18 protein-coding genes and 1 pseudogene are annotated in these 24,422 nt (G+C 70.8%); 7 read left to right on the forward strand and 12 right to left on the reverse strand.

Annotated features, from left to right (window positions below; all coding sequences use genetic code 11):
* Positions 1 to 303: 303 nt before the first annotated feature.
* Entirely contained in the window at positions 304 to 933 is a 630-nt protein-coding gene (locus ACFVUH_RS36520) for a hypothetical protein (protein WP_387917890.1), read from the reverse strand.
* 567 nt (positions 934 to 1,500) lie between these two features.
* On the opposite strand from ACFVUH_RS36520, the gene ACFVUH_RS36525 reads away from it, so the two are divergent.
* On the forward strand, positions 1,501 to 2,634 hold the full coding sequence (locus ACFVUH_RS36525) for an IS630 family transposase (RefSeq protein ID WP_387917892.1): 1,134 nt from the start codon (positions 1,501 to 1,503) through the stop codon (positions 2,632 to 2,634).
* A 7-nt stretch (positions 2,635 to 2,641) separates the two neighbouring features.
* Here the strand turns inward: ACFVUH_RS36525 and ACFVUH_RS36530 are convergent, their stop codons facing one another.
* The 3 genes from ACFVUH_RS36530 to ACFVUH_RS36540 are packed head-to-tail and all read right to left on the reverse strand — an operon-like array spanning position 2,642 to position 6,033.
* On the reverse strand, positions 2,642 to 4,882 hold the full coding sequence (locus tag ACFVUH_RS36530) for a hypothetical protein (RefSeq protein WP_387917893.1): 2,241 nt from the start codon (positions 4,880 to 4,882) through the stop codon (positions 2,642 to 2,644).
* Positions 4,883 to 4,932: 50 nt separating this feature from the next.
* Complete coding sequence (locus ACFVUH_RS36535; RefSeq protein ID WP_387917894.1) at positions 4,933 to 5,601, reverse strand: ABC transporter ATP-binding protein; 669 nt, start codon at positions 5,599 to 5,601, stop codon at positions 4,933 to 4,935.
* 36 nt (positions 5,602 to 5,637) lie between these two features.
* Positions 5,638 to 6,033: a hypothetical protein gene (locus ACFVUH_RS36540; protein WP_387917896.1), complete on the reverse strand. Its 396-nt coding sequence runs from the start codon at positions 6,031 to 6,033 to the stop codon at positions 5,638 to 5,640.
* A 327-nt stretch (positions 6,034 to 6,360) separates the two neighbouring features.
* On the opposite strand from ACFVUH_RS36540, the gene ACFVUH_RS36545 reads away from it, so the two are divergent.
* Complete coding sequence (locus ACFVUH_RS36545) at positions 6,361 to 6,750, forward strand: PPC domain-containing protein (RefSeq protein ID WP_387917898.1); 390 nt, start codon at positions 6,361 to 6,363, stop codon at positions 6,748 to 6,750.
* A gap of 384 nt (positions 6,751 to 7,134) precedes the next feature.
* On the opposite strand, the gene ccsB is transcribed toward ACFVUH_RS36545, so the two are convergent.
* The gene (ccsB, locus tag ACFVUH_RS36550) at positions 7,135 to 8,265 is read right to left on the reverse strand and encodes a c-type cytochrome biogenesis protein CcsB (protein WP_387917900.1); all 1,131 of its coding nucleotides are present in this window, start codon (positions 8,263 to 8,265) and stop codon (positions 7,135 to 7,137) included.
* A gap of 224 nt (positions 8,266 to 8,489) precedes the next feature.
* Positions 8,490 to 8,720 (reverse strand): hypothetical protein, encoded by a 231-nt coding sequence (locus ACFVUH_RS36555; RefSeq protein ID WP_387917901.1) that lies wholly within the window; start codon positions 8,718 to 8,720, stop codon positions 8,490 to 8,492.
* A gap of 423 nt (positions 8,721 to 9,143) precedes the next feature.
* Here ACFVUH_RS36555 and ACFVUH_RS36560 point away from each other — a divergent pair.
* A pseudogene (locus tag ACFVUH_RS36560) lies at positions 9,144 to 9,423 on the forward strand (hypothetical protein); the annotation flags it as partial.
* Between the two features lie 194 nt (positions 9,424 to 9,617).
* Here ACFVUH_RS36560 and kdpC read toward each other — a convergent pair.
* The 4 genes from kdpC to kdpF are packed head-to-tail and all read right to left on the reverse strand — an operon-like array spanning position 9,618 to position 14,181.
* Positions 9,618 to 10,259, reverse strand: a complete 642-nt coding sequence (gene kdpC / locus ACFVUH_RS36565) for a K(+)-transporting ATPase subunit C (protein WP_387917902.1) — start codon at positions 10,257 to 10,259, stop codon at positions 9,618 to 9,620.
* A gap of 18 nt (positions 10,260 to 10,277) precedes the next feature.
* Complete coding sequence (gene kdpB, locus ACFVUH_RS36570; RefSeq protein WP_387917904.1) at positions 10,278 to 12,389, reverse strand: potassium-transporting ATPase subunit KdpB; 2,112 nt, start codon at positions 12,387 to 12,389, stop codon at positions 10,278 to 10,280.
* Positions 12,390 to 12,425: 36 nt separating this feature from the next.
* Positions 12,426 to 14,090 (reverse strand): potassium-transporting ATPase subunit KdpA, encoded by a 1,665-nt coding sequence (kdpA, locus tag ACFVUH_RS36575; protein ID WP_387917905.1) that lies wholly within the window; start codon positions 14,088 to 14,090, stop codon positions 12,426 to 12,428.
* A gap of 1 nt (position 14,091) precedes the next feature.
* The gene (kdpF, locus tag ACFVUH_RS36580) at positions 14,092 to 14,181 is read right to left on the reverse strand and encodes a K(+)-transporting ATPase subunit F (RefSeq protein WP_355373178.1); all 90 of its coding nucleotides are present in this window, start codon (positions 14,179 to 14,181) and stop codon (positions 14,092 to 14,094) included.
* Between the two features lie 623 nt (positions 14,182 to 14,804).
* Between kdpF and ACFVUH_RS36585 the strand changes: the two genes are divergently transcribed.
* On the forward strand, positions 14,805 to 15,302 hold the full coding sequence (locus tag ACFVUH_RS36585; RefSeq protein WP_387917908.1) for a universal stress protein: 498 nt from the start codon (positions 14,805 to 14,807) through the stop codon (positions 15,300 to 15,302).
* On the opposite strand, the gene ACFVUH_RS36590 is transcribed toward ACFVUH_RS36585, so the two are convergent.
* Positions 15,290 to 17,821 carry an ATP-binding protein gene (locus ACFVUH_RS36590; protein WP_355373183.1) on the reverse strand — a complete coding sequence of 844 codons (2,532 nt, stop codon included), beginning with the start codon at positions 17,819 to 17,821 and terminating at the stop codon, positions 15,290 to 15,292. The two genes, ACFVUH_RS36585 and ACFVUH_RS36590, sit on opposite strands and share 13 nt — an antisense overlap.
* Before the next feature lie 550 nt (positions 17,822 to 18,371).
* On the opposite strand from ACFVUH_RS36590, the gene ACFVUH_RS36595 reads away from it, so the two are divergent.
* From ACFVUH_RS36595 to ACFVUH_RS36605, 3 genes are all read left to right on the forward strand, one after another.
* A complete protein-coding gene (locus ACFVUH_RS36595) occupies positions 18,372 to 20,318 on the forward strand; it encodes a ricin-type beta-trefoil lectin domain protein (RefSeq protein WP_387917910.1) in 1,947 nt (648 codons plus the stop codon).
* A gap of 392 nt (positions 20,319 to 20,710) precedes the next feature.
* Positions 20,711 to 21,226 carry an RNA polymerase sigma factor gene (locus ACFVUH_RS36600; RefSeq protein ID WP_387917911.1) on the forward strand — a complete coding sequence of 172 codons (516 nt, stop codon included), beginning with the start codon at positions 20,711 to 20,713 and terminating at the stop codon, positions 21,224 to 21,226.
* Entirely contained in the window at positions 21,223 to 22,173 is a 951-nt protein-coding gene (locus ACFVUH_RS36605; protein ID WP_387917912.1) for a hypothetical protein, read from the forward strand. The genes ACFVUH_RS36600 and ACFVUH_RS36605 overlap by 4 nt, the downstream gene beginning before the upstream one ends.
* A gap of 1,739 nt (positions 22,174 to 23,912) precedes the next feature.
* Here ACFVUH_RS36605 and ACFVUH_RS36610 read toward each other — a convergent pair.
* Positions 23,913 to 24,122: a hypothetical protein gene (locus ACFVUH_RS36610; protein ID WP_387917914.1), complete on the reverse strand. Its 210-nt coding sequence runs from the start codon at positions 24,120 to 24,122 to the stop codon at positions 23,913 to 23,915.
* Positions 24,123 to 24,422 lie beyond the last annotated feature (300 nt).

Raw genomic sequence — 24,422 nt, forward strand, 5'->3', positions numbered from 1 at the left:
TTGGCATCACTGGCTCGGCGCCACCGCGACAGAACCGAGAACCACACCGACAAACCACACCCACGCCCGGCTGCCGCAGGCGTGACCCAACACGGGGTGTTCACGAGTGACTCTGACTGACCAGGGCCTATTTCGACCCACCGAAGATCGCTTCCCAAGCCGTTGGAGATCGTTTCCCGAACCGCTTCGCGTGGGCTGTCTCTCGCCCAAGGAGACAGCCGAAGCCCGCGGTGGGCAACCGAAGATCATCTGCGGAGTGCCGGTTGATCAATTGCTGACGGGGACGCTGCTTTCGGGCAGGGGTCAGCCGAAGCTTCCGCCATACCCGGGAAGTGGCTCGCCGGAGTAAGGGTCTATGCCTGACTCCCAGCGGCGGCGCTCCTCTCGCCAGTGGACGAAGTGAGGGGATGGATCTCCCCAGAGGGAAGCATCACTCAGTGGGCACCGGTCGAAGCCCTGGGTGAACAGGCGCCGCAGGAACTCCGCCATGCCGTAGTCGTAGATCTGCCAGTTCGGCCAGCCGTGTCGTTCCCACACGAGGACCGGCCACTTGTCGGGGTCGTCGTCGACGGTGAGCCAGCCGAGGATGTCCGCTCCGCAGCTTCCGCCCCATGCGATGACCGAGCCTGGGGCCGCGTCGATGCCGCTCGGTCCTCCTTCGGTTGACCATATCTGGCGCATGATGGCGGTCTCGCCGGCCATGCTGCCGAAACCCGGGCCCTCAGGTGGTTGTGTGGTCGTCTCCGGGACCAGGACGCCGACCCCGTCGTCGATCCCGCCCGCCCCGTACGTGGCCATGAACGCCATGTAGTCGGATGGGAATCCAACGCCCCAGGCCTGTCGCATCGCAGCCCAGTCCACCTGCTCGTCCGCGCCGTCGTGCGGTGACATGACGGCCTTCAGGGATGAGATCGGTGTGTTTTCCGGAGTCATGCCTCTCCTCTGTCGCACTGTCCGTCGCAACGTATCCGCCACCGCCGACATCGGTCTGTGGACTGACCGGCTGGCTGTTCTTCCTGAGCAGTGCTTCTGGCGGCCGTGCGCCTGCACACGTGCGGTCGCAGGTGGAGCAATTAGAGGCTGATTGGGGCAGTTGCGGTCATTGGTGCTGGCTGCGCGGATCTGGGCTCTAGTGCCGCGTCAGACAACCTTTGCCCTGGCCTGGATACGGTGAAGCCGTGAGTGGAAGAGATCAGCCAGACCTGGACGAGATCGAGTCGTGGTTCTCTGCTGTGGCCGACGGACGCGTAAGCCGGGATGCAGCCGACCGGTGGGCCGGGCGTTGGTTCCTCAATGACGAATTGGAATGGGACGACCTGTCACTGTGGGCGCTGGAGCACCTCCACGGGATCGATTTGCGGCCGGGGCCCGAGGAACCGTACCTGCACAACGACGAGCAGGTACGAGAGTGGCTGGAGGAGCGACGGCGGCGCCGCGCCAGGTAGCGCACACCGAAGGCTCTCCTGTCCCCGTCCGCTCCTGACGCGAGGCTGTTGGTGCATGGCAGAACGAGTAAGGGTCTGTGAGATTGATGACGGCGAGGGCAGGCGGTTGCTGCGGATCGTCCGCCGGGGCACTGGGTCGGTGGTGATGTGGCGGCGGGCCCAGATGGTGCTGCTGTCGGCCCAGGGAATGCCCGTGGCGAAGATCGCCGGGGTCACGTTCACCAGCGCGGACCGGGTCCGCGACGTGATCCACAACTTCAACGCCGACGGCTTCGACTCGCTCTACCCGAAATACAAGGGCGGACGGCCGAGGACGTTCACGCTGCCCGAGCGCCGGGAGACCAAGAAGATCGCCAAGTCAAAGCCGGCCGAGCACGGCCTGCCGTTCTCGACCTGGAGCCTGGCCAAGCTGGCCGACTTCCTGGTCGCCGAGGGGGTGGTCGACGACATCAGCCACGCGGGCCTTCGGGTCCTGCTCCGCGAGGAGGGCGTCTCATTTCAACGCGTGAAGACATGGAAGACCTCGAAGGATCCCGACTACGCAGCCAAGAAAGCCCGGGTCGAACACCTCTACGCGATCGCCGACGGCGAGGTCATTCCCGAAGAGGGCGAGCCCGAAGTCATCTTCTGCCTGGACGAGTTCGGCCCGCTCAACCTCCGACCGCACCCGGGCCGGCAGTGGGCCGAACGCGGCGGCAAGGGCAAGGACCGCGACCGCGAGCCCAGACCCCGGCGGCGGGCCACCTATACCCGACCACACGGCGTCCGGCACCTGTTCGCCGCCTACGACCTTGCCAAGGACCAGCTCTACGGCCACGTCAAGAAGACCAAGAACCGCTCCAAGTTCCTGGAGTTCTGCCGCTACCTGCGCTCGCTGCACCCGGCGGACGTTCGTATTGCGATCGTCTGCGACAACTACTCGCCGCACCTGACGACGAAGCGGTGCCAGCGGGTCGGGACGTGGGCGGCGGCGAAGAACGTGGAGATCGCCCACACCCCGACCAACAGCTCCTGGCTCAACCGGATCGAGGCCCAGTTCACCGCCCTTCGCTACTTCGCCCTCGACGGCACCGACCACGCCAGCCACAAAGAACAGGGCAGCATGATCCGCCGCTACATCATCTGGCGGAACAAGCACGCCGCCGACGAGCGCCTACGCGAAGTCGTCACCAGGGCAAACGTTGCCTGATGCGGCACTAGAAAGTCTCGCGGTGGGGTTTACGCAGGGTGACCCAACTGCTGGCGGCGGCGGCAAGGACGACGACAGTGATGCCGGATCCTGCAGCGAGGACGTAGGGAAGGCCGGTGTCGAGGTGGTCCTCGTTGATCCTCAGATAGGTGATGCCGACGGTCGTGGAGGCGAGGGTGGCCAGGGCTGCGGTGAGGGCTGCGGTGATGAGGGATTCGGTGAGTTGGACGGCTGTCAGCCGGCCGCGGGCCATGCCGAGGGCCCGCAGGGCGAACCACTCCCGGCGGCGTGCGCCGTCCTCGGCGACGGTCAGCAGGGCGCCGAGGACGGTGATGGCGGCAGCGGTGGTCAGCCCGAGCAGGACCCAGCTGCCGGTGCTGTCGGCGACCTCGGACAGCTGGTAGGAGTTCTCGAGCCGGTAGGCGGGTGAGGAGGTCACCACCCAGGTCCTGGCCTCCTCCCAGGCCTGTACGTCGACGGTGACCCGTAGGTAGGCGGCGATCCTGAACGGGTCGCCCAGTTCGGCGAGGGCGGGGTCGTCGGGTGGCAGCACCATGACGGCCCCGACCGGCGTGTCGAGGTCAGCCGGTAGGGGGAGCGCCGTCGAGGCGGGTGGAACGCCCGTCTTCCGGGTCCGGTCTGCGGAGCGCAGGAGCAGGCCCTCGCCCGTGTTCGACGGGCCTTGCGCCAGGGGTTCCCCGTCCACGGCCGGCAGGGCGCCGGCTCCCAGTGTCATCCGGCCGCCGGCGCAGTCGGGAAGCGGCCGACTGAAGAGGTCCTCCAGTTGGCGGCAGTTGGCGACGAGCGCGGCGTGAGCGGGGCGGGCGGTCGGGTCCTGGCCGGGAGACCACAGAGCGACGGCGGAAACCAGGCCGTGTACGGTCGCCGGAGGCTCCGTGAGCCGCAGGGGGACGGCTTCCAGGGTCTCGGCCTTGGCGAGCAGGTCGGTGTGGCCTGCGGCGCGCGCCTGGGCGACCCAGGGCAGGTTCGGCTGGGCCATGACCTGGGAGACCGGTTGGGCGGCACCGACGGCGAAGACGGCGATCCCGACCATTCCGGCGACCCGGAAACGGGACTGCGGGTCCGCTGCCAGCCGCCGCATCGCCAGCAGCCACACCACGCCCGCCTCCACTCGTCCGAGGAGCCGGGCCAGCCGCTGGCCCGCCCAGGCGGCGGTACTGGGAAGGCCGACGCCGAGCAGCACGATCGCCGCCCACAGCAGCGGGTCGCGCGGCTTGTGGCGGGAGTAGGCCACCGCCAGCAGTAGCAGTCCGGCGCCGAACAGCAGCGCGACCCAGGGGCTGGTGAGCCGCACCGGCCGCAGGAAGCGCACCTCGCGCGATGCGCGGTCGGAGCCCGAGGCGGTGGCCGCGCCGAGAACTCCGGCGAGCGCTGCGACGGCCGGGACGACCAGGACCGACTGCCCGGCGGGTACCCGCAGGTCGGCGCCGAACAGCCAGCGGCCGGTGACCGGGAGGGCGAACATGTCCGGCAGCAGGAGGGGCCAGGCGAGTGCGGCGGTCAGCGCGCCCGCCGCGACCGGCACGGCCGTCTCCAGCGCCCCGGCCAGCCGGGCCTGGGCTGCGGGCAGGCCGAGCAGCCGCAGCGCCTGGTAGCGGATGGTGCGGACCTGGCGGCCGAATCGGCTCGCCGTCAGGACGAGCGCGAAGGCTGGCATGACCAGGAAGAGCACGGAGCCGAGCGCCGGGTACCAGCCGAGTCCGCCGCCACCTTCGCCGCCGAAGCCCGTCAGCGGGCCCTGCTGGGTCCCCAGTTCCTCAGGCGCGACGCCGACGTAGGCGAGCAGCTGGCCGGCGCTGCCCACAGCGCTTGCCGGGAGGACCTCGGTGTCCGTCGCGGCGAACCACTGACCGAGGGAGGCGGGGGCGTCGCGGATCAGCCGGTCGAGCGCCGGCGAGACCAGGGCCCGACCGGGACCCGGCCAGGCGGCGACACCGGGCGGGAACGGGCCGCGGGCTTGCGGGTCGGCGACCCGCACGATCTTGACGGTGTGGCTGCCGTACTTGTGCTCCAGTTCGCTCCAGCCGGTCTCGGCCACGCCGGGTCGGCTGAACACCGGTTCCCCACCGAAGCCGGCCTGCGGGCCGAACACCGGCACCGCCGCACCGGAGCGGGCCCTCTCCCGCTCCTTCATCACGGTCGCGCCGGCCGTGGCGAGGACCCCGAGGGCGGCGACCACCCCGACGAGGGCCAGCAGGACCACCCGGCGCCGTGCCTGGCGCGACAACACTGCCCGCCACGCGACCGCCATCGCCGCCGGCACTGCGACTGTAGGGTTCACGCCCGCTCGACCACCCGTCCGGCGGCCAGCATCAGGGTGCGGTCGGTGCGCGCCGCCAGGTGCCGGTCGTGGGTGACCAGCACCACCGCCGCACTGTGCTTCCGGGCCTGTTCCAGCAGCAGGCCGAATACCACCTCGGAGTTGCGGTCGTCCAGGGCTCCCGTGGGCTCGTCCGCGAACACCACGTCCGGACGGTGCACCAGCGCCCGCGCGATCGCCGCCCGCTGCAACTCGCCCCCGGACACCTCCCCGATCGTGCGGCGCGCCAGTCCGCCGATCCCCAGCGCCTCCAACTGCTCTCCTGCCCGCCGCCGGGCCTCCCCGGCCCGCAGCCCCTGCAGGCGTAGCGGCAGGGAGACGTTCTCCAGCAGGGTCAGTTCCGGTACCAGGTCGCCGAACTGGAAGACGAAGCCGAAGTGCGAGCGGCGCAGCTCGTCGCGCTGACGGATCGTCATGTCCTCGATCGGGCGGCCGAGGAAGAGGACGCTGCCGCTGTCGGCGAGCAGGAGCCCGGAGAGGCAGTGCAGCAGGGTGGTTTTCCCCGCTCCGGAGGACCCCACCACGCCCACCACCTCTCCGGGGTCGATGCTCAGGTCGACGCCCGCCACCGCGGCCGCCGGGCCGTAACTCAGATGCAGGGCCCGGGCTTGCAGGACTGGTGGCACGCGTTCACTCCTTGCGACGACCGATGAACCGGTGGATCAGGTGGTGGCGGTGACCCAGCCCGAGCAGATGTCCGGGTCGTTCTGGCGCTCCTTGCAGACGTGGAAGTAGATGTAGCTGGAGGTCACCGTGACGCCGTAGTAGCCCCAGTTGGTGTTGACGTCCTGCTGCCGGGAGATCCGGCTGCTGGCCGAGTGGTTCGAGTTGAACGAGTAGTCGACGTAGCAGTAGTCACTATCATGGTTGTCCACGTCCCGGATGCCGAACCAGTCGGGACCCGAGAGCCACTGGGCCTCGCACTGTCCGTTCGAGGCCGATATGACGCCGCTGTCGGCCATGGCCTGGCCGGGTACCGCCCCCAGGCCCAGGGCCAGGGCCGCCGCACCGACGGCGCCGCGCCGTATCCAGCGCCCGGCCCGCTCAGAACTCCTCATGGATACCCCTCCGAAGTCGCCCATGCGATTCATGGGTGCGTACACACGCTATGTACCCCAGATGGAAACTACAGGCTGCTTTCACACCATTATGCCTGGTCACTATGGGTGCGTATGAAGCGGTCGAAATGGTCCCGCATCGATGTCAAACCAATGAGCGGAAGACGGTCATGGTGAGACCGCGCGCCAGGCTACGGAGCCACCCCGCCGGGTTCCGAGCAACGCATTGAGCTTCCCCCGCTGCGCGGGAGGTGGTGATTACCTGGTCAGGATGGGTGTGGGTGGTTCGACGGCAGCACCCCCGGCACCTACACCGTCGCCCTCACCGTGACCGACGACAAGGGCGCCACCGCGACCACCAGCCAGAACATCACCGTCGCCGGAACGCCGGAGTGCACCTCCGCAGACACCCGCCAGCTGGACCGCAACTGCGGCCGGAGCAACACCTCCGCCACCACCGGCACCTACGCGTACTTCTACCTGTACGTCCCGGCCGGCGCCACCCAGCTGAAGCTCACCAGCAGCGGCGGCACCGGCAACGCCGACCTCTACTACAACACCAGCGGCTGGGCCTACACCAACTCCTACACCGCCAAGTCCACCACCGCGGGCAACAACGAGACCCTCACCATCACCAACCCGCCTGCCGGCGCGGTCTTCGTCAGCCTGCACGCCCAGCAGGGCTTCAGCGGGGTGAACATCAAGGCCGAGTACTGATCCCCGACACCTCCGTCCGCTGAGACCCACCGCGGCCCCGCCGAGCACGCTCGGCGGGGCCGCCCGACCGCCTGTGCGCCGGCATCCGGACGGGGCGGATCGGCAACCCTCTCCACAAGCTCCACGGCGGGGTCCGCCTGTCGAGCGGGTTCTGACCCGCTTTCCTCCCGAGGAGAGTTCACTCGAACGGGGAAGCCGGAGGTCGCCGCGACGTCCGACCGCCGAGTGGCACGTCAGGGCTACGAATCGATCCTCCATGACGGTGGTGGGGACCGCCGGCCCCCGGTTCAATCCCGACCGTCGCCGGGGCCGACGGCCGGGTCGAGCGACCGCGTCGCCGCTCCCCCGCGCCCGCGGCCCCGCGCCCTCCGGCCCCGCCTTCGGTCAGATCCCCGCGTAGGAGTGCTTACCGGTGACGAAGATATTCACGCCGTAGTAGTTGAACAGCCAGCAGGCGAAGGCGGCGAGCGCCAGGTACGCGGCCTTGCGGCCCTTCCAGCCGGCGGTGGCGCGGGCGTGCAGGTAGGCCGCGTAGGCCACCCAGGTGATGAACGACCAGGTCTCCTTCGGGTCCCACTCCCAGTACTTGCCCCAGGCGGCCTCGGCCCAGATCGCACCCGCGATGATGGTGAAGGTCCACAGCGGGAAGACCAGTGCGTTGATCCGGTAGGCCGTCTTGTCGAGCGTGGCGGAGGCGGGAAGACGCTGCCAGACCGAGGCCGGGGTGCGCAGCGGGCCGGTGGTCAGACCGGCGGCCGCCCGGCGGTCGTAGGCGTCCTTGCCCAGGTACAGGACCGTGGTGGCGAAGCCCGCGTACAGCGCGCCGCCCGCGAGGATCGCGCAGGCGACGTGGATCCCCAACCAGTACGACCGCAGCGCCGGCTGGAGCTGGTCGGAGGAGGTGTAGAGGATGCCCACCGCCACGGCCAGGGTCACCAGCGCCGCGACCACGACGGGCAGGCCGAGCCACCGGACGTTCTTCTTGGCAGCCAGTAGCCCCAGGTAGGCGAGGACCATGGCGAGGGCGAAGGAGCAGGAGAACTCGTACATGTTGCCCCACGGCCAGCGCATCACCGACAGGCCGCGGGAAACCACGCCGCCGGTGTGCAGCAGGGTGCCGAGGACGGTCAGCGAAACCGCGATCCGGCCCGCGAGGTCACCCCTCCTGCTGACCCCCGCCGCACCCGAGCCGTCGATCTCGACGTCGCCACGCCCACTGGTCACCACCGTGGCGCCCTCGCCGACCAGCGCGGTGCGGGTGAGCGTGGTGGTGCCGCCGCCCGCGGAGGCGACCGTGACGGCCACCTTGTGGCCCGCACCTGCGGGTTCCTTGGCGGCCGCGACCGTGTCGGCCAGCGTCGTGTGCCCGGCGGAACGGACGGCCACCGCGTCCTTGCCACCCAACGTCCACTCGAAGACGTGGGCAAGCATGGCGATCGCGTAGACGGCCATCGCCGAGTAGATCAGTTTGTTGGACAGGTCGGCCACCTGTGGGTCAACCGAGGCGAAATTCACCGTCTACTCCTTGGAGTTGGGACTGTCCGAGGCTTCGTCGCGCATGCGGCAGCGGGTGGTCCCGGACATGTGAGAGTTTCGCATGCAACTCCGCGAGGACTTCGGCGGGTCCGGTGTCGAGTGCCGAAAACCTGCTCTGACCTGTCGTCATATGTTCAGAAGAGCAATCGTGATGGCACTCCGGAGATGACGGGGACCCGGCCGGGCGAGTGACTGACGTCCACTCACCCGACCGGGCGCCTCACCGGCCGGTCCACCGGGGGCGGTCGCTTCTCCACGAAGGCGAGCGGCCCCTCCTGCGCGTCTGCGCTGTGCATCCGCTTCTCCTCCCACACGAAGCGGGTGCGGAACGCCTCTTGAAGCGGCATCGTCTGGGACGCCGCCGCGGCCTCCTTGATCGCCCGAACGGACAGCGCCGCCGAGGAACGGGCGACGACCGGACTCTTCGGCCCCACCGTGCTCCACCACTGCTCGGCGCCGTCCTGACCCGCCGGCCCGCACCGACGGTCGTCCGGGCACCATGACGGCTGGGTGACCACCCCTGGTCACCCAGCCGCCGGCACTCCGGTGAACGGGTCCCGGAGCACGGAGTCGGCAGCGCTGGAGATCTCGATGGTGACGCCCGCGCCGGCGAGGACACCGGTGACGCCGACCACCGAACCGGTCTCCGCGTCCTGGATCCACAGGGCGTCGTTCCTCTTGCCGTTCCAGGTCGCCGTTCACAAGCCCACGAGACTCGATCGCGGCGACACCGACCTCGGTACTGGGCCGTGTATCGGGTTGCGATCGATCCGAGGGAGTTTCCCCGTGGCGGCACCGGATCCGGTAGGCCTTCGCCTATGACGCGCGCCTAACTTCCCGATGCCGAGTGTGAGTTCATAGGGCCGTATCTGCCGATCGGCAAATGCGGCCCCTACCCGGAGCGACTGCGTCAGCAGTTCGAAGGCGTGATCCGGCGGTTCAGCACAGGCGGGCAGTAGCGGGAGATGCCCCAGATCGAGAGGAACGTCGAGGCGTCCGACGCCGCCACCGGATCCGACTGAAGGAGGCACTGCCGGGACGCTCGAGGGTGGGCGGACCAGCAAGATCCACCTGGCCGGCGACCGCAAGGGCCGGCCGCCGGCCTTCGTCCTGCCCGCGGGGCAGGCCTCCGACAACCACCCCCAGCACGCTGGCCTGGAGCTTCAACCTCTCCTCGGCAACACCTACATCGACCACGGCGGCGTCCACGGACTGAGCACCGACGGCCTGCGGACCGACGGCTCGATTTCCGGCCTGCCCTCCGTCCCCGAGAAGGCCCGACAGCTGACGGTGCGGATGGTATTCCTCCAGGGGCCACCGCTCCTGCGCCCTCAACCGAACTGCGACAGTGCGAGGTTGAGTTCGAGGACGTTCACCCGGGGCTCGCCGAGGAAGCCGAGGACACGGCCGGTCACGTATCCGTCGACCAGTCGGCGGACCACCTGTGGATCCAGGCCGCGGGCCCGGGCGACCCGGTCCACCTGCTCGTGGGCGTAGCCGGGCGAGATGTGCGGGTCGAGGCCCGAACCGCTCGCGGTCAGTGCGTCGGGGGGTACGGCGGCCGGGTCCACCCCGTCGAAGGCGGCGACGGCGGCTCGGCGGTCGTCGACGGACCCGGTCAGCGCGGAGCTGTTCGGGCCCAGGTTGCTCGCGCCCGAGGCGGTCGGGTCGTAACCGCCGGCGGACGGTCGCGGCTGGAACCACTTCGGGTCGGGCAGCGGCCGCTCCTTCGGGTCGTCGGGGTTCTTCTTCGGCAGGTCGAAGCTCTGCCCGAGCAGGCTGGAGCCGATCACGTGGCCGTCCTGGTGCAGCCGGGAGCCGTCGGCCTGCCGGGACAGGGCCAGCTGCGCGAAGCCGGTGATCAGCAGCGGGTAGGCCAGCCCGCACAGCACGGTGAAGACCAGCAGCAGGCGAAGCGCGGTCAGGTGCGCCCTGATCAGCGGTCTGAGCACCCGCGTCAGCGCGGTCGGCACGATCGGCCTCCTTGCGGCTCAGTGCAGTCCGGGGACGAACTGGACGGCGAGGTCGATGAGCTTGATACCGAGGAACGGCAGGATCAGCCCGCCCACCCCGTAGCGGCCGAGGTTGCGGCGCAGCAGCGCGGAGGCCGAGGAGGGGCGGTAGCGCACGCCGCGCAGGGCGAGCGGGATCAGTGCGACGATGATCAGCGCGTTGAAGACGATCGCCGAGGTGATCGCCGAGGTCGGGCTGTGCAGGGCCATGATGTTCAGGTGCCTCAGCCCGGGGTACACGCCCGCGAACATCGCGGGGATGATCGCGAAGTACTTGGCGACGTCGTTGGCGATCGAGAAGGTGGTCAGGGCGCCGCGGGTGATCAGCAGTTGTTTGCCGATCTCGACGATCGCGATCAGTTTGGTGGGATTGGAGTCGAGGTCGACCATGTTGCCGGCCTCCTTGGCGGCCGAGGTGCCGGTGTTCATCGCCACGCCGACGTCGGCCTGGGCGAGGGCGGGGGCGTCGTTGGTGCCGTCGCCGGTCATCGCGACCAGCTTGCCGCCGGCCTGTTCGCGTCGGATCAGGGCCATCTTGTCCTCGGGGGTGGCCTCGGCGAGGAAGTCGTCGACCCCGGACTCGGTGGCGATGGCGCGTGCGGTGAGCGGGTTGTCGCCGGTGATCATGACGGTGCGGATGCCCATCCGGCGCAGGTCCTCGAAGCGCTCGCGGATGCCCTGCTTCACCACGTCCTTCAGGTGGATCACGCCGAGCACCCGGGCCGGGTCGGCGCCCTGCTGGACGGCGACCACCAGGGGGGTGCCGCCGGCGGCCGCGATGCCGTCCACCAGGGGGCCGGCGTCGGGGGTGGGGTGGCCACCGTTGGCGGCCACCCAGGCGAGCACCGCGCCGGCCGCTCCCTTGCGGATGCGCCGGACGGCCGTCTCCTCGTGCAGGTCCACTCCGCTCATCCGGGTCTGCGCGGTGAACGCGATCCACCGCGCGTTCTCCAGCGCGCCCTGCTCGCGGGCGCGCAGCCCGTGGTCCTGCTTCGCGAGCACGACGATCGAGCGGCCCTCGGGCGTCTCGTCGGCCAGGCTGGAGAGTTGGGCGGCGTCCGCCAACCGGGCCGGCTCGACGCCGGCGACCGGGATGAACTCGGCGGCCTCGCGGTTGCCGAGGGTGATGGTGCCGGTCTTGTCGAGCAGCAGGGTGGAGACGTCGCCGGCGGCCTCGACGGCGCGGCCGGACATGGCCAGCACGTTGCGCTGCACCAGGCGGTCCATCCCGGCGATGCCGATCGCGGACAGCAGGGCGCCGATGGTGGTCGGGATGAGTGCCACCAGCAGGGCGACCAGGACCACGGTGCTCTGCTCGGCGCCGGCGTAGGCGGCCATCGGCTGCAGGGTGACCACGGCGAGCAGGAAGACGATGGTCAGTGAGGCCAGCAGGATGTCGAGGGCGATCTCGTTCGGGGTCTTCTGCCGCGCGGCGCCCTCGACCAGGGCGATCATCCGGTCGATGAAGGTCTCCCCGGGTTTCGAGGTGACCTTCACGACGATCCGGTCGGAGATCACCTTGGTGCCGCCGGTGACCGCCGACCGGTCACCGCCCGACTCGCGGATCACCGGGGCCGACTCGCCGGTGATCGCGGACTCGTCCACCGAGGCGACACCCTCGACCACATCGCCGTCGCCGGGAATCAACTGACCGGCCTCGACGATCACGTGATCACCGACCCGCAGTTCGGCAGCCGGGACCTCATGCTCCGGCGGTTCCCGCAGGCCGGACCGCCAGGGTGCGGCGATCCGGCGGGCCACGGTCTGCGTCCTGGTCCGCCGCAGGGTTTCCGCCTGGGCCTTCCCGCGGCCCTCCGCGACCGCTTCGGCCAGGTTGGCGAAGACCACGGTGAGCCAGAGCCAGACGGTGATCACCCAGGCGAAGACGCTGCTGTGCCGGATCGCCGAGACGGTGGTCAGCACCGCGCCGACCTCGACGACGAACATGACCGGGTGGCGGACCGTCACGCGGGGATCGAGCTTGCGCAGGGCGTCCGGCAGGGAGGCCAGCACCTGCCGGGGGTTCAGCACACCGGCGGAGACCCGGTGCGCCTCGTGCACGGGGGGCGTTCCGCCGGCCGCCGTCGTCACTGGTGCGCCCCGGTCGTCATCGAGGGGACTCCGCCGTCATCGGTGCAGCCCTTCCGCGAGCGGTCCGAGGGCCAGCGCCGGGAAGTACGTCAGCCCGACGACGATCAGCACCACACCCAGCAGCATGCCGACGAACAGCGGCCGGTGGGTGGGCAGCGTTCCGGCGGTCACCGGCACCTTGCCCTGCCGGGCCAGCGAGCCCGCCAGGGCCAGGACGAAGACCATCGGCAGCAGTCGGCCGAACAGCATGGCCAGCCCCAGGGCGGTGTTCCACCAGGTGCTGGTGGCGGTGAGCCCCGCGAAGGCCGAACCGTTGTTGTTGGCCGCCGAGGTGAAGGCGTAGAGCACTTCGGAGAAGCCGTGCGGGCCGGAGTTGAGGATGGCGGTCCGCTCCCCGTCGAGGGTGATCGCCGTGCCGGCTCCGACCAGCACCACCGCGGGGGTGGTGAGGATGTACAGCGAGGCGAACTTCATCTCCCGGCCCCCGAGCTTCTTGCCCAGGTACTCGGGTGTGCGACCGACCATGAGGCCGGCCACGAAGACGGTCACCACCGCGAGGACCAGGATCCCGTACAGCCCGGAGCCGGTGCCGCCCGGGGCGATCTCCCCGAACATCATGTCGACGAGCAGCACGCCGCCGCCGAGCGGGGTGAAGGAGTCGTGGGCGGCGTTGACCGCGCCGGTCGAGGTCAGTGTGGTGGAGGCGCCGAACAGGGTGCTGCCGGCGATGCCCAGGCGGACCTCCTTGCCCTCCATGGCCGCCCCGGCCGCACGCAGTGCCGTCCCCCGGTGCCGCCATTCGAAGTACGCCAGCAGGGCGCTCGAACCGATCCAGATCAGGGCCATCACCGCGACGACCGCGTACCCCTGGCGCCGGTCGCCCACCATGGTCCCGAAGGCCCGGGGCATCGCGAAGCCGATCACCAGGAGCAGGTAGACCTCCAGCCAGTTGGTCAGCGGATTCGGGTTCTCGAACGGGTGGGCCGAGTTGGCGTTGTAGAAGCCGCCGCCGTTGGTGCCGAGCAGCTTGACGACCTCCTGGGAGGCCACCGGCCCGCCGGGGAGCGCCTGGGTCCCGCCGCCGAGCGTGCTCACCTGGGCCGCCGCGTCCAGGTTCTGCACCATTCCCGCGGCCACGAACACCACGGCGAACAGCACCGAGACCGGCAGCAGCAGCCGGATCGTCACCCGGACGAGGTCCACCCAGAAGTTGCCCACCAGGTCGGTCCCGCTCCGCTGGAAGCCCCGGATCAGCGCGGCGACCACGGCGATGCCCACGGCGGCGGACAGGAAGTTCTGCACCGCCAGGCCGGCCATCTGCACCAGGTGGCCCAGCGTGGACTCGCCCGCGTAGTTCTGCCAGTTGGTGTTGGTGACGAAGGACACCGCGGTGTTCCAGGCGAGCGGGGCGTCCACCGCCGGGAACCCGAGGGACAGCCACAGGTGGTTCTGCAGCCGCAGGAAGGCGTACAGGAAGAGCACCGAGACCGCGGAGAACGCCAGCACCCCGCGCAGGTAGCCGGACCAGCTCTGGTCCGCGTCACCGCGGACCCCGATCACCCGGTAGATGCCGCGCTCGATCCCCAGGTGACCGCGGCCGGTCAGGACGCCCGCGAGGTAGTCGCCGAGCGGCCGGTACGACAGCACGAGGGCGGCCACCAGGGCGAGTGCCTGGAGCCAGCCCGCGAGCGCGGCATCCACCTCAGAACCGCTCGGGGAAGACCAGCGCCAGCACCAGGTACACCACCAGCACGGCGGCGACGATCAGCCCGACGGTGTTGTCCACGCTCACAACCGCTCGACCCCCTTGGCGAGCAGCGCCAGCACCGCGAACGCGACCACCGTCAGGCCGAGGTAGCCGAGATCCATCACGACACATCACCCCATGGTCACCATACGCACGCGATCGAATGCCGTGTGTCATGACGATCCTCGGTCGACGTGCCCGCCGACGGCGAGCTTTTGCTACGCCATCGGGGTCGCACACGGCGGGCGGCCCGATGGCTCGCACCCGGGCCGGAGGACCACGGGGCGCCCCGGATGTCCCCCCCTCGCGCGGGTCGGACGTGGGCGACGAACTGGTCGGCGGGCACCGCGACCCCGGCGGGGTGCGTGAAGTCCGCCGCCCGTTCCACGAGCCGGTCTCGCCGGACGCCGGGGGGACGAGGCGGTCGACGGCGCCCTCGGCCCGGGCGGCCCGGTGCCTCCGTTCCTCGGCATCACGGCGGTCGACCTGGTCATCGGGCTCCTCCCCGGCCCCGGCTGACCGGCCCCAGGGGCGTCGGCCGTCAAGGTCCCGCCAAAACAGGGACGTCCGGCGTCACGGTCGCGTCAGCGTCGGTTCCCCCGGGCACCTCGACGGCTTTCACTGGAGACCTGGGAACCGCACACCCCACGGCGAAGGAGGCCAGGACCATGACCGGTACCACGCGGGTGATCGTCGGGCTCGACGGGTCGCTGGGCAGCCTCGCAGCCCTGTACCGCGCGGTCACGGAGGCGGGCTCCCGCGGCGCCGTGCTCGTCCCCGTGGCCGTCTGGGCCCCCACCGGAGCGGACGGCCTGCGGCCGTACTCCGAACTCGAACACGCCGCCCGGCGACGGATCGACACCGCCTTCGAGCAGACCTTCGGCGGCTACCCCGCCCACCTGGTCGTCCACCCCCGGGTGGTCCGCGGCGAGCCCGGTCCCGCGCTCGTCTCCGCCGTGGGCGGCCAGGGCGACCTGCTCGTCCTCGGCACCGCCCGCCCCGGCCGCCTGCTGCCCGGCCGCCCCGGGTCGACCGCCCGCCACTGCCGCGCGCACGCCGCCTGCCGGGTCCTCACCGTCTCCCCCTCCGACCTGCTGCGCAGCCTGGAGTACGCCGCCCGCAGCGGTGCACCGCTGCCGCTCGCCGCGGGGGCTCACGCACGCTGATCCGCGCCGCCGGGCCCTGCCGCCCGCCGCAGGCCGAGGACCAGGGTCGTCCCGCCGCCCGGGGTCGGCTCGACGGTCAGTTCTCCGCCCATGGCCTCGGTGAATCCCTTGGCGACGGTGAGCCCGAGGCCGGCGCCCGCGACCCGGCCCGGGGCCCGGTGGCCGGGGTGGAACGGCTCGAAGAGCCGCTCCCGCTCCGCCGCGCCGATCCCCGGCCCCCGGTCGACCACCCGCACGTCCACCCGGCCCGCCACCACCCCGGCGTCGACCCGCACCGGCTCACCGGGCGGCGACCAGGTACGGGCGTTGGCCAGGATGTTCGCCAGTGCCCGTGTCAGCAATCCGGCGTCGGCCTCCACCCGCGGCAGGTCCTCCGGGAGGTCGAGCACCACCGTCGTCCCGCCGGGCGGCAGGCTCCCGACCGCTTGGGCCAGCACCTCCGCCAGGTCGGTCGGCCACAGCGACACCGGCACCCGCCCGGCCTGCAGACGGCTCAGATCGAGCAGATCGGCGACCATCCGCGTCAACCGGTCGGCCTCGCCGTCGATGATCGCCGAGAGGCGACGGACGTCCTCCGGCGGCCGGTCCACCTCCTCGGAGCGAAGGCTGGACGCCGAGGCCTTGATCCCCGCCAAGGGCTCGCGCAGATCGTGCGCCACGGCTTCCAGCAGGGTGGTGTGCAGGGCGTCGCTGCGGGCCAGGGCCCGCGCCGACTCCGCCTCCCCGGCCAGCCGCGCCAGTTCGCGCAGCAAGCGCAGCCGGGTCACGAACGGGCCGAGCAGCCGGGCGTTGTCCTCGCTGAGCGCGGGCCCCGCCAGCACCAGGACGGCGTCCCGGTCCAGTTCCACGGCGAACGCCGCGTCCGCCGGACTGCCCGGGAGCGGGCCGCCGGCCGCGTCCTCCGGACGCCAGCCCGTGCCGTCCTGGACCAGGATACCGACGGCGAACAGGCCGAAGGCCAGCCGCAGTTCCTCCAGCAGCTCGGGCAGCGGGTGTTCCCCGCCCCGCACCGGCTCCCCCGCGAGCCTCGCGAGGGCCTGCGCCTCCGCCCGGGCGCGGGCCGTCTGCTGGGACCGGCGGGCCAGTCCGTCGATCAGGTGGCTGACGATGCCCGCGACCGCGAGGAACACCACCAGTACGGCGACGTCCGCCGCCCGGCCGACCGCGAGGCTGTGCCGCGGCTCGGTGAAGAACCAGTCCGCCGCGAGCGCCGAGGTCGCGGTGGTGGCGGCGGCCGGGGCGAGACCGCCCAGACGCGCCGTGCCGGCCACCACGAGCAGCAGGCAGAGCAGCGCGCCGGACAGTCCGAGCGAGCCGCGCAGCGGTGAAAGGGCGCTCGCCGCCACCACCGCCCCGGCCGGCCCGAACGACCAGCCCAGCAGGCGCCGCCGGGCCGGGAGGGCCGCGGCCCGGCGCGGGCGCGGCGCACGCGGCAGTGCCAGCTGGTCCGGAGCGGGCGGCGGCAGCACCCGGACGTCGATCGGTCCGGCCAGCCGGATCACCCGGTTGATCACCGAGCCGCTCACCAGTTCCCTCAGCCGCGACCGGCCGGTCGGCCCGAGCAGGATCTGGGTCGCGCTCTCGGCCCGGGCGAAGTCCACCAGCGCCTGCGCCACGTCCTCCCCGGTGATCTCCGCGTAGGCGCCGTGCAGTTCGCGCAGCAGCTCGCGCTGCCCGGCGAGCGCGGGGGGTTCGTGCCGGACGGTCCCGCCGTCCGACCGGACGTGGACGCCGATCAGGTCGCCGTGCACCCGGGCGGCCGTCCGTGCGCCCCGCCGGATCAGGTGCTCGCCCTGCGGTGCGCCGTTCAGCGCCACCATGATCCGTTCCTTGGTCTCCCACGGCGCCCGGATGCCGTGCCGGGCCCGGTACTCGGCCAGCTCCTCCTCCACCCGGTCCGCCAGCCACAGCAGGGCCAGCTCCCGCAGCGCGCCGAGGTTGCCGGCCCGGAAGTAGTTGTCCAGCGCCACGTCGACCCGGTCCGGCGGGTAGACCTCGCCCCGCGCCATCCTCGCGCGCAGCGCCTCCGGACTGAGGTCGACCAGCTCGATCCGGTCGGCCGCGCGGACCACCTCGTCCGGGATCTGCTCGTGCTGGACGATGCCGGTGATCTGCTCGACCACGTCGTTGAGGCTCTCCAGGTGCTGGATGTTGAGCGTCGTCGCCACGTCGATCCCGGCGTCCAGCAGCTCCCGCACGTCCTGCCAGCGCTTGCCGTTCCGGCCGCCCGGCACGTTGGTGTGGGCCAGCTCGTCCACCAGGGCGAGCGCGGGCCGGCGCCGCAGCAGGCCGTCGAGGTCCAGCTCGGTCAGCTCGATGCCGCGGTACGGCGCGGGTCGGCGGGGCAGCACCGGCAGATCGCCGAGCTGCTGCTCGGTGCCGCGCCGGCCGTAGGTCTCGGCGAGGCCCACCACGACGTCCAGCCCCTCGTCCCGCAGCCGCCGTCCCTCGGCCAGCATGGCGTACGTCTTCCCGACACCGGGCGCCGCGCCCAGGAAGACCCGCAGCTTCCCCGTCACGTCCGGCTCACCACCTCCGTCAGGTCCATGCTGCTCCTGCTCGGATCGGTTGTCCCGCGACACCGGTCCGCGAGGGGTGGCCAAGGAGCGGCCGTGCACGGGGCCGGAGCCACCGCAGCGGGATGGTCCTTCCCGGACGCCGCACCCTCAGTGCTCGGCTTGCCACCGGGCTTCGAGCCTCCGGGTGCCGTCCGGAGCCACGACGGGTCGCCAGGTGGCGGTCAGCGCGCCGCCCCGGCGAGCGGGTTCACGTGACCGGGAAGGCGATCAGGGCCGGCACGATGACCACCTGCCGCACCGCCCGCACCCAGTGCGGTGGCCGGGTCCACCTGATGTCGCTCCGTCGAGCCACTCGGCTGCCGCACGGCGCTCCTCGCCACCGCGCCCTTCGGCCCCGGCGCACGCGCCGTTCGGATGCTGCACGAAAAGGCAGACCTCTCGGCCTGGTCGTATGGATGCCGTCAGGAGTCACGGAACGGACGATTTCCGAGGTCTAACATCCGTCTTCTTCGAGAAGAAAGATGCCTCCGACATGAAACCCCTGTCCCGCATGAAACGCGCCCTGGCCTATGGGGTCGCCGCGGTCGCCGTATTCTCCGGCATGACCGTGCAGGCCGAGGCCGCTCCGGCCGCCCCCGTGGACAAGACCTGCGGAACTCCGGCCGTCCCGGGCGGCGGCAACTGCATGACCTCGCTGATCGGCGCCGGCTTCGACATGATCCGGGCCATGCGCGGCGCCGCCAACGCCAACAAGCTGGACAACGCGGAGTTCACCCAGAAAACCGCATCGCAGCTGAGCCAGAAATTCCCCGGGTTCAATGTCCTGGTGTTCAAGACCGTGGGCACCGACCTGTACGACACCGAATGGTTCACGAACGAGTACAAGGCCGACATGAAGGGGGTGCTGATCGACACCACCTACAAGCTCAACCATTTCATGAACAAGGAGGAGCAGAAGGACCCCTCCGGCTACGACAAGTTCCGGATCTGGGTGTTCCAGGGCGAGTCGACCTTCCGCAACCGAGGCGACGGCGGCTACATGAACTGGGCGTTCGTCGGCAACGACGGCGACAGCGTCAAGAAGGAGCCGTGGACCTGCCGGGCGGGCACCGCGCGCCCCTACAAGTGCGACGGCGACGTGCGCACCCTGCACTTCCCCGCACGCTCCGGCTACGGCAGCAGGACCGGCAGTCTGACCCCGGACTCCAGCGCCCCGGGCTACCACGCCTGCCTGGACGTCAGCGGCAACGGCACCGCGAACGGCACCCCCGTGCAGATGTGGGAGTGCAACGGCGGCGACGCCCAGAAGTGGACCTACAACGGGTACAAGCTCCGCGCGGCCAACGGCAAGTGCCTCGACCTCCCGGACAACAGGGCCGCGAACGGGAACGGGCTCCAGATCTGGGACTGCCTGGAGATCCCCGGCCAGCGCTGGCACATGTCACCCAGCGGCGGCCTGCGCCACCTGACCGACCCGGACGACCGGTCCAAGGACGTCTGCGTCGACGACTTCAGCGGCCGGACCGCCAACGGCAGCGCCGTGGTCGCCTGGGCCTGCGGCTCCGAGGACAACCGGGACGCGCCCAACCAGAACTGGGCCTGGGGCGGCACCCCGCCGACCACCAACCCGGGCACGCCTGCCAACGGCGCCGACGTCACCCTGAAGCTCGACAACGGCCTGGGCGCCGTCCCCGTCAGCGGCTCGGCCGGCGCGTCCGTCGTCGCCGGGCTCCGGGGCGGCAACGAGTCCAAGTGGAAGCTCACGTCGGTCGGCGGCGGCCGCTACCGGATCACCAGCTCCTACGGGCTGGAACTCACCGAGAGCGGCGGCTACATGGCCGAACTCCAGCCGTGGAGCAACTCCTCGAAGCAGAAGTGGGAGCTCGTCGGCGTCGGCAACGGCCGGTACCAGATCCGGATCTCCGACGACGACTGCCTCGCCCACGACTCCGACTTCAAGCAGCTCGGCGTGTGGACCTGCAAGCGCGGCTGGCAGCAGGAGTGGGTGCTCGAATCCGCCTCCGGCGGCGTCATCGTCCCGGGTGAGCCGGGCACCCCGACGAACCCCACGAAGCCCCCGACGGGCGGCGGCGGCAGCGCCGTCCCGACCGAGCGGCCGCTGTTCCTGAAGCTCGACAACGGCCTCGGGGCCACGGCCCCCACCGAGACCGCGAGCTGGGGCGCGCCGGTCCTGGGCGGCATCCTCGGCTACAAGGGCTCCACCTGGACGATCAAGCCCCTGGGCGGCGACCGCTACCGGATCGTCAACGACCTCGGCTACAACCTCACCGAGAACCCCGAGACCTACGTCGCCGAGCAGCAGGCCTGGGGCAACACCTCCAACCAGAAGTGGCAGTTCGTCGGCGTCGGCAACGGCAAGTACCGGATCCAGATCTCCGACGACGACTGCCTCACCCACGACTCCGACCACAAGCAGCTCGGCGTCTGGACCTGCGAGGGCGGCTGGAAGCAGGAGTGGTCCCTCCAGCTCCGCTGACGCACAGCACCCGCCCCGGACCGGCCGGACCGGATCCCCGTGATCCACCGCCGGTCCGGGGCGGGCACAGCACCGGGTCCTTGCTTCGCCCTACCCCACGTGGACGCGCGGTCGGCGGGCGGGCAGTAGGGCGGTCCTGGTCACGCGGTACCAGTACAGGTTCTGCAAGGTGCATGGGGAGTGCGCAGCGGAACGGTGTGGCCGCGGGCGACAGCGAGGGCGGCGCGGTGGCAAACGAGGAGGCCCGCGCCTGGACCCGTTGAGGATCGATCCCAAGCTGATCCGCAACCGCGTCGGCTCTCGGGGGTGTTAGATCCGACGTCCTCTCGACATAGACAGGGTGGGATCCGATCTGGGGAGAGGTCTTGGGGGTAGAGGATGAGTTCCGGGCTGTGTACGGCGAGCATCACACAGCGGTCTACCGCTATGTCCGCCGGCGGGTGGCTCCGGAGGAGGCCGCGGATGTGACGGCCGAGGTCTTCACCACGGTGTGGCGGCGCTTCGGGGACCGTCCTCGTTCTGCGGTGCTGCCCTGGTTGTACGGCGTCGCGCGCAGGACCGTCGCCAACCACCTTCGGGCGCGAGAGAGCGCGCTGGCGGCGGTACGGGCTGGCGAGTCGGTGACGGTGGTCGCGGCGCGCGACGTCGGAGAGCAAGTCGCGGCCCGTGACGCCGTGCAGCGGGCGTGGTCGGGGCTGTCTCCGGCCGACCGGGAGGTGCTGGCCTTGACCGGCTGGGAAGGGCTACCGGTCCGGGACGCCGCCCGGGCCCTGGGGTGCAGTGCCGCGGTGTTCTCGATGCGGCTCCTTCGGGCGAGGAAGCGGCTACGGACGGCTCTGGATGCCTCGGAGGACGGTTCCACGCGGACGAAAGCGGCAGACACGCGGAAGGTGGGGGTGGCGCGGTGAGTACTGCGAAGCGGGTCAGGGAGATGATGGTGGCCAGTGATCCGGCTGCGGGCGAGCTACCGGACCGGGCCGAGGCCGAGGCCGCGTTGGAGATGATCCTGGGCGACGCTGCCGGACGGCAGGTTGAGGGCCCGCCGAGGCGTTCCCGGCCGCGGCGTCTGGTGCTCGGCCTGGCCGCCGCCGCGACCGTCTCGGCGGTGGCGACGGCGCTGCTCGTGCTGCCCGGGGGCAGCGGCCCCGCCGCGGCCGCCACCCCTGCACCGCTGGCGTACCACCTGACGACGGAACAGGAGTCCACCGACGCGCGCACGCAACTCCTGCAGGTCGCCCGCACCGCCCGGTCGGCCGGCGAGACACCCGTCACCCCGCTGGGGCTGCACTGGCAGCAGTGGGCGCTCAACACCCGGGACGACCGCGGGAAGGTCACCTCCCGCGTCGTCCCGTACGACTACGAGATCCTCAACGGCCCGGCCGGCCTCGTCATCAGACGGCGCAGCCTCGGCGGGTCGGACAAGACCCGCGCGGACCCCTTCCACCCCACGCTTGGAGACGTCAGCACACCGCTGGACGGCCAGGCCCTGAAGGACTGGCTGCGCAGGCGCACCCCTGGTGTCGACGGGCCGGGAGGCGCCTCGCAGGCGGTCCACGACCTGCTCACCGCCCGAGCCCTGACCGGCGGCCAGCGCGCCGCGGTGCTGGAGCTGATCGCCTCCCTGCCGGGCCTCGAGCTCACCGGGACCGTGACCGACCGGGCCGGGCGGGTGGGCGTCGCGTACTCCGCGAGCTCGAAGGAGAGCGGCCTGCCCACCCGCTACACCTTCATCATCGACCCGGGCACCGGCCGGGTCCTGGCCCAGGAAGCAACCCTCACCGAGACCGCCGGCATGCTCAACGTCCCCATCCCCTCGGTGACCAGCTACAACGTCTACCTCGGCAATTCCGGCTGACCACGCGAACGCACCGGGTGCCAGGGCGAGGGGGTCGCATTCCAGCGCCGCGCGGCCGATGCTGACCAGGAGGGCGAGAACTGCTTCACGATCCGGCGTCTTCGCGTCGTCGGCGAGCGCGAACAGGAACGGCAGGCTCGCCGCAGTACAGACATAGACGTCGCCCTGGTGGTGGGCCGCATTGTAGAAGCTGCTGAATGCCATCTTCCGGACGTCGGCATCAGGCGAGGCCATCTGCTCCAGCCACCGCGGGACCTCCACGGCCGGACCGTAGGCGTGGCCCATCGACGACCAGTCGACATCCGCAAGGTGTTCGTTGATCATGAACCGCACCATGGCACAGGTCACTGACAAGGCCGCGGTTGGCCGTATCCCGCCCGGCGGCCTCGTCAGCCAGCAGGGCCCGCGCGATCGCGGCGGGTTCCCAGCAATGGGCCTTCGCGGTCGGGACGATCTCGACCATCGCCCGTCGGATGTGAGGCAGTTTCAGGCGACGGGTCAGCGCCATCGCCTCGTCGACCGCCTCGTCGAACGCGGCGCCGGAGGCCGCCGCGACGGCCGAGGTCAGTGCGGCCAGTCAGGGTCGGACCGGTGCAGGGGACGGAGTCGTGGTCATGGGGCGTGCCCTACGTGTCGGAGCAGTTGGACAGGTTGTGGTCATGGAGGAGATGGGTGACGAGAACGTGCGGGCAACCTTCAAGCAGCCGGCTCGGCGGGTCGGTGACGAGCCCGCCGCTGCGGGTCAGCCGGCCGCCGCCGTGCTGGCCCTCACCTCAACCGGGTCCTCCCCGCACGCGCGGGGGTCGGCCATTTTGTACGAAGCGGCGGGGACCGTGAAGGTCCTCCCCCAGGCTGCTCCCGTCCGGTCGTGGGTGCGGCTATCGTGGCGGGCATGACGTATCGCGTGCAGTACACCGTCGAGGCGAAGGCGACGATCGATGCCCTGCCCGCCGAACGTCGTGACCTCCTGGAGCGCGCGCTGGGTGTTCTCTCCCGCGATCCACCACAAGACCGCGACGGCGCCGATCGGTCTCGACGAGCACCTGCGCAAGGCCTACGCCGCCCCCGGGGGTCGTGGTCGAGTTCATGGTCGCCGACCACGTCCTGGTCGTCGTCGTCCTCCAGATCTTCGACGAGCTCCAGTACCTGATCGACGAAACCGACGCCCGCTGACCACAGGCACGCACAGGTCAGTCGGCCAGCACGGAACCCCAAGGGCCACCAGGCCGTCCTCTCCGCAAACGCGGAAGCCGTCGAGGGGACGATGTGGGCGGAGGGTGCCAACGGACAAGCTCAAGATCCCTCTCAACGGACATTTCGCATTCCTTCCGGCGGACAGCTGCTCCCGGGACGGCATGACGTATCGTCACCCGCGCGGGTCTGTCGCTAGCCTCCGGTGTCGACGTGGAGAAGACCGACCGACCAAGGGCGTCGGAGACACCTTCCGCTGACGAAGCGCGCGGCACCTGGGCCGACGAGGAACTGTCCAGACGCAGACGACGTCACTGTGACTGAGGCAGTATGGACAGCGAGGACAGTGAATGAAGCGGTTCGCGAAAAGCGTGATAGGACAGTTCACCATCGCAGCGACCGCCTGTGTGGCGCTCTTCGCCCTCCTATGGACGCTCGAGGGCTGGGTGCTGGGTGAACTCGTCGACGGAATGCCTCCCCTCCAGAAGTAGCTCTTCTCCAGGACACTGGCCGACCGGGCTCTCGGATGAGGTTCTGTGTAGGTCGTTTCATCGTGTGTGGTCGCCTGGTGCGTAGTTCTTCCAGGTTCCGCCTGCCTCGGCGGTGACGGCCTCGGTGCGGACGGTGTGGTAGCCGAGCATCCCGGCGACCACGGATGGCTGTGCCTGCAGGACCAGTTGCCGCAGCGCGGCGGTGCGGCCGTGCGGTGCGGGGATGCCTGCGGCGGTGATCCGCCTTCCGACCGTCGTGGGGGCCATGGGCTGTCCGGCCCGGCGGCCAGGGAAGAGACAGTCGCTGGCTGGCATGATTCCGCCAAGCCGATTCGGCCGTCCGACACGGGCATAGTCCTGCAGCAGGCCGGCGAAGGGCTCGGGGACTGGGGTGGGTGGCTCACCAAGCCCGATCCAGATGCCGCCTGGAGATGCCGGTCAGCACCCGGTGGCAGAGGGCCGTGCGGTTCACCTTGATCGTCACGCCGTCAGATCATGCCGCCGACAACAGCACCGGTCACATCGACGCCGCTATCACTCACCAGCTCGTAACCGATCGTTTCAGAA

It is taken from the genome of Kitasatospora sp. NPDC058032 (assembly GCF_042885845.1).
Lineage (GTDB): Bacteria > Actinomycetota > Actinomycetes > Streptomycetales > Streptomycetaceae > Kitasatospora.

Excerpts from the sequence above, each read along its gene's own strand:
- ACFVUH_RS36520 (WP_387917890.1), bottom strand. The coding sequence starts at position 933 with ATGACTCCGGAAAACACACCGATCTCATCCCTGAAGGCCGTCATGTCA.
- ACFVUH_RS36525 (WP_387917892.1), top strand. The coding sequence starts at position 1,501 with ATGGCAGAACGAGTAAGGGTCTGTGAGATTGATGACGGCGAGGGCAGG.
- ACFVUH_RS36540 (WP_387917896.1), bottom strand. The coding sequence starts at position 6,033 with ATGAGGAGTTCTGAGCGGGCCGGGCGCTGGATACGGCGCGGCGCCGTC.
- ACFVUH_RS36585 (WP_387917908.1), top strand. The coding sequence starts at position 14,805 with ATGACCGGTACCACGCGGGTGATCGTCGGGCTCGACGGGTCGCTGGGC.
- ACFVUH_RS36595 (WP_387917910.1), top strand. The coding sequence starts at position 18,372 with ATGAAACGCGCCCTGGCCTATGGGGTCGCCGCGGTCGCCGTATTCTCC.
- ACFVUH_RS36610 (WP_387917914.1), bottom strand. The coding sequence starts at position 24,122 with ATGGCCCCCACGACGGTCGGAAGGCGGATCACCGCCGCAGGCATCCCC.